Origin of the sequence: Bradyrhizobium sp. 23 (assembly GCF_023073295.1) — a bacterium.
In the GTDB taxonomy this organism is placed as follows: domain Bacteria; phylum Pseudomonadota; class Alphaproteobacteria; order Rhizobiales; family Xanthobacteraceae; genus Bradyrhizobium; species Bradyrhizobium canariense_D.
Genome location: NZ_JADPJF010000148.1, coordinates 306803 through 311848, shown reverse-complemented (window position 1 = coordinate 311848; position 5046 = coordinate 306803). Strand labels below are relative to the sequence as shown.

Annotated in this window: 4 protein-coding genes; all 4 read right to left on the bottom strand. The window is 64.2% G+C overall.

Annotation, left to right across the window (positions count from 1 at the left end; translation table 11 throughout):
* On the bottom strand, positions 1-1730 hold a 1730-nt coding region (locus tag IVB32_RS34805; RefSeq protein ID WP_247412855.1), incomplete at its 3' end, for a transglutaminase family protein.
* Positions 1731-1934: 204 nt separating this feature from the next.
* Entirely contained in the window at positions 1935-3458 is a 1524-nt protein-coding gene (locus tag IVB32_RS34800) for an altronate dehydratase family protein (RefSeq protein ID WP_018456946.1), read from the bottom strand.
* A gap of 93 nt (positions 3459-3551) precedes the next feature.
* A complete protein-coding gene (locus IVB32_RS34795; RefSeq protein WP_018456947.1) occupies positions 3552-4328 on the bottom strand; it encodes an aldolase/citrate lyase family protein in 777 nt (258 codons plus the stop codon).
* A gap of 239 nt (positions 4329-4567) precedes the next feature.
* Positions 4568-5046 (bottom strand): homoprotocatechuate degradation operon regulator HpaR (hpaR, locus tag IVB32_RS34790; protein ID WP_247412853.1); only part of this gene is annotated, 479 nt, incomplete at its 5' end.

The window sequence follows — 5046 nt, the reverse complement described above, 5'->3', positions numbered from 1 at the left end:
TCGAGCCGCTCCGGCGCGTCCGGACGCGCCGGAAGGCTGAACACCGGCAGCTTGCCGCGGGCCTCCATCGGATCCCGCTCGACGATGTAGGGATACTGATCGGGCGGGACATAGCCGAGCGAGTCCAGCGGCAAGCGCAGGCCGAGCGGCGAATCGCCCGGCATCAGGAACAGATGACTGCGCCGGAGCTGCCAGCGCTCGCTGCGCCAGCGTGGCGCCGCATTCCAGCGCTGCACCGGCAGCACGAAGCCGCGAGGGTTGTTGAGCCCCTGTTCGAACACCCGCGCCATCCGCGCGCGGGCCTCCGGATCGGACAATTTGGAATCGGAAGGATCGACGTTGACGGGAAGCTCGGATTCCTTCTGCAGCCAGTACGCGGTGTCCTCATAGGCTGGCATGATGTAGCCGGGATCGAGCCCGAGCCGCAGCGCCGTGCCCTCCACGAACGCCTGGACGTCCTTGGCCTGCGCCGACCGCGGATTTTCGATGCTGGCGATGAGGTCGGCATTCTTCCAGATCGGCACGCCGTCCTTGCGCCAGTACAGGCCAAACGCCCAACGCGGCAGGCTTTCGCCGGGATACCATTTGCCTTGCCCGAAGTGCAGCAGGCCGCCGGGTCCGAAACGCGCGCGCAGGCGGCGGATCAGATCGTCGGCGAGCCCGCGCTTGGTCGGGCCGACGGCGTCCGTGTTCCACTCGGCGCCTTCGAGATCATCGACGGAGACGAAGGTCGGCTCGCCACCCATGGTCAGACGCACGTCCTGGGCCGCAAGATCGCCGTCGACCTGCTCGCCGAGATCGTTGAGCCGTATCCAGGATTCGTCCGAGAACGGTTTTGTGATGCGCGGCGCCTCGCGAATGCGCTTGACGCTCATGTCGAAGGCGAATTCGACCTCGGCAAAGCCCGCGCCGCCGGAGATCGGCGCGGCCGAGCGGTAGTGCGGTGTCGCGGCGACCGGGATGTGGCCCTCGCCCGCGAGCATGCCCGAGGTCGCGTCGAAGCCGATCCAGCCTGCACCCGGCAGGTAGACCTCGGCCCAGGCGTGCAAATCGGTGAAATCGTTCTCGACCTCCGGCGGCCCCTCGATCGGATCGATGTCGGGACGGACCTGGATCAGATAGCCGGAGACGAAACGGGCGGCGAGACCGAGGTGCCGGAAGGTCTGGATCAGGAGCCAGGCGGAGTCGCGGCACGAGCCGGCCGCGGAGGAGAGCGTCTCCTCCGGCGTCTGCACGCCCGCTTCCATGCGGATGACGTAGCCGATCTTTTTCTGCAGCTCCCTGTTGAGATCGACCAGGAAGTTGACGGTGTTCGGGGCTTCGTGCGGGATCGTGTCGAGATATTTCGCGAACAGCCGATCGGGCTTGACGGTCTCGAGATAAGGCGCGAGTTCGGTCTTGAGATCTTGCGTATATTCGAACGGAAAGCTGTCGGCATAGGGCTCGACGAAGAAGTCGAACGGATTGACCGTGGTCATCTGCGCCGTGAAATCGACCTCGATCTTGAGCTCGGTCGTCTTCTCCGGGAAGACGTAGCGCGCGATCCAATTGCCTAGCGGATCCTGCTGCCAGTTCACGAAATGATTGGCCGGAGTGACCTTGAGCGAATAACTCAGGATCGGCGTGCGGGTATGCGGCGCCGGCCGCAGACGGATGGTCTGCGGGCCGAGATCGATCGGACGGTCGTATTTGTAGTGCGTGACGTGGTGTAGTGCGACGTAGATCGACACGGGGTGCGGTACTCCAGCAGCTTTTTTGAGCAGAACACCGCTGGTGACCTCGATCAAGCATTAACAACGGGCAGAGGGTGCCTAGGAAGTATCCGCCATAGCCCACCCGTAGCCTGGATGGAGCGAAGCGTAATCCGGGGTTCTTCACCCGCAGACTGACTTGTCCCGGATTGCGCTTCGCTCCATCCGGGCTACGAAGTCCCCTTACATCGTCGCGCCCAGCACCCAGGGCGCGAACTCGGCGCCGCCGAAATCAAAACTCTCGCTCTTGGTGGGCTGGCCCGACGCGGTCTTGAGGATGAGATCGAAAATGCGCTGGCCGCATTGCTGGACGCTCTCCTCGCCTTCGAGGATGGTGCCGCAATTGACGTCCATGTCCTCTTCCATGCGCTTGTACATGGGCGTGTTGGTGGCGAGCTTGATCGAGGGCGCCGGCTTGCAGCCGAACACGCTGCCACGGCCCGTGGTGAAGCAGACCAGATTGGCGCCGCCGGCGACCTGCCCGGTCGCGGCGACCGGATCGTAGCCGGGGGTGTCCATGAACACGAAACCCTTCTTGGTGATGGGTTCGGCGTAGCGCAGCACCTCGACGAGGTTGGTTGTGCCGGCCTTCGCCATCGCGCCGAGCGACTTCTCCAGAATGGTGGTGAGGCCGCCGGCCTTGTTGCCCGGGCTGGGATTGGCGTTCATCTCGGCGCCTTCGCGCGTCGTGTATTCGTCCCACCAGCGCATGAGATCGACCAGCTTCTCGCCGACCTCGCGGCTGACGGCGCGGCGCGTGAGCAAATGTTCGGCGCCATAGGTCTCCGGCGTCTCCGACAGGATCACGGTGCCGCCGTGACGTACGATGAGATCGCTGGCCGCACCCAGCGCCGGATTGGCGGAAACACCGGAATAGCCGTCCGAACCGCCGCATTGCAGCGCCACGGTCAATTCGCTCACCGGAACGGACTCGCGCTTGACCTTGTTGGACTCCGCGAGTGCCTCGCGCACGAAGGCAATTCCGGCTTCCACCGTCTTGCGGGTGCCGCCGACCTCCTGGATGTCCATCGCACGCAGACGTCCCGCGAGCTTCTGCTCCTCCATCAGGCCGCCGATCTGGTTCACCTCGCAGCCGAGGCCGAGCACGATCACATGAGAGAAGTTCACGTGCCGTGCATAACCACCGAGCGTGCGGCGGAGCAGCGCTAAGGGCTCGTTCTGCGTCATGCCGCAGCCGGTCTTGTGGGTCAGCGCGACCACGCCGTCGACATTGGGGAAGTCGGCCAGCGGATTGTCGCCGGTGAACGGATTCTTCTTGAAGACGTCGGCGACGAGGCTTGCGACATGCGCGCTGCAATTCACCGAGGTGAGGATGCCGATGTAGTTGCGCGTGGCGACGCGGCCGTCCGGACGGCGGATGCCTTCGAAACTCGCCGGCAGATCGAAATTCGGCGTCGGCTTGACGTCGACGCAATAGGCATAGTCCTTGGCGAAATCGCCCATGCCGCAGTTCTGCACGTGCACGTGCTGGCCCGGCGCGATCGGCACCGTCGCAAAGCCGATGATCTGGCCGTAGCGTATCACCGGCTCGCCCAATGCGATCGGCTTGATCGCGACCTTGTGGCCGGAAGGAATGCGCTCGACCGTCGTCACGCCGTCGGCCACCAATGTTCCCGGCGGCAAGCTCGCGCGCGCGATCAGCACGCCATCATCGGGATGCAGGCGAATGACGGGGCTGATGGTCATGGGAGGTCTCCTTCAGACGAATAGTGAGTAGCGAGTGGCGAATGGAAAAGGGGAGCAGCTCATTCGCTACTCCCCATCGCCATTCGCGAGTTCTCAGGCCTTGCCACCGGAATCCTTCCGGGTGGCGTTGACCTGCATCTTGGCGTAGGTCGTCATCAGGCCGACCTCGTTCGAGAGCGTCACCAGCTTGAAGCCCATGTTGATGGCGCGCGCGGCACCTTCGGCGCCGCTGCAATGGATGCCCGGATTGAGGCCGCGCTTGCCGCACTCCTTGATGATCTTCTCGTAGATCGCAAGGATCTCGGGCTCGGTGCGATCGAGCTTCGGTTCGAGGCCGTAGGAGAAGCCGAGGTCGGACGGGCCGATATAGACGCCGTCGATGCCTTCGACGTCGAAGATCGCTTCCATGTTCTCGACCGCGGTTTTGGTCTCCATCATCGGCAGCAGCACGATGTCGTCGTTGGCCGTCTTCTGGTAGGAGCCCGCGGTGCCGTACATGCCGGCGCGGATCGGGCCGTTGGAGCGGACGCCCTTCGGCGGGTACTTGGCATAGGAGACGAGGTTCCTGGCTTCCTGCGGCGTGTTGACCATCGGGCAGATCACGCCATAGGCGCCGCCATCGAGCACCTTGCCGATGATGCCGGGCTCGTTCCAGGGCACGCGGACCATCGGCGTGATCGGATGCTTGTCCATCGCCTGGAAGCACTGCACCATCGACAGATAATCCTGCACGCCGTGCTGCATGTCGACGGTGACGCTGTCGAAGCCGCATTGCGCGATCATCTCGGCCGAGAAGCCGGAGGGAATCGCGAGCCACGCGTTGACCACGGCCTTGCCCGACTTCCAGATTTCCTTGACCTTGTTCGCCACGTTGCCTTCCTTCTTTGTTTTGGACCTTCGTCACCATGACGAGCGCCGCGACAGCACGATGCCGTTATTAGCGCGAACCCGACCGCCGCGCTACGCTCGCGATGACGCAAGCTGTCACTGGCAAAGGCGGCGCAATCCGTCCCGGCGCGCCGATTTTTGCGCATCGGCTGCGGGGCACTTTGAGCGAAAAAATGCGGCGATGTCCATGATTGTTGCCGCGCGCTCGCGCATATCTGCTTTCACTCCTCGGCACTTGCCTCCTCGCCCGCGCCGAGCCCTGCGAGACTTTGTTCGAGCTCGCTGAGCATCTCCTGCAATTCGACGAGCTTGCGTGCGCCAAAGCGGCGCGTGATCTCGGCATAAATCGCTTCGGAGGACGGCGCGACGGAAGCCATCAGCTTCACGCCCTTTTCCGAGATCGAGACCATGCTGCGGCGCTGGTCCGCCTTGGCGGTCTTGCGCTCGATCAGATTGCGCGCCTCGAGATCACGCAGGATGCGCGACAGGCTCGGGCCGAGCAGGAACGCGGTGCGCGCGAGTTCCGTGACCTCGACCGTGTCGATCGCCGCGAGCGCGCGCAGGATGCGCCATTGCTGCTCGGTCAGGCCATGCGTGCGCAGCGAGGGACGGAATTGCCGCATCACCGCCTCGCGTGCCCGCAGCAACGACATCGGCAGCGAACGCGAGAAGTCGCGCATCGGCACCTGCCGCACGGCGG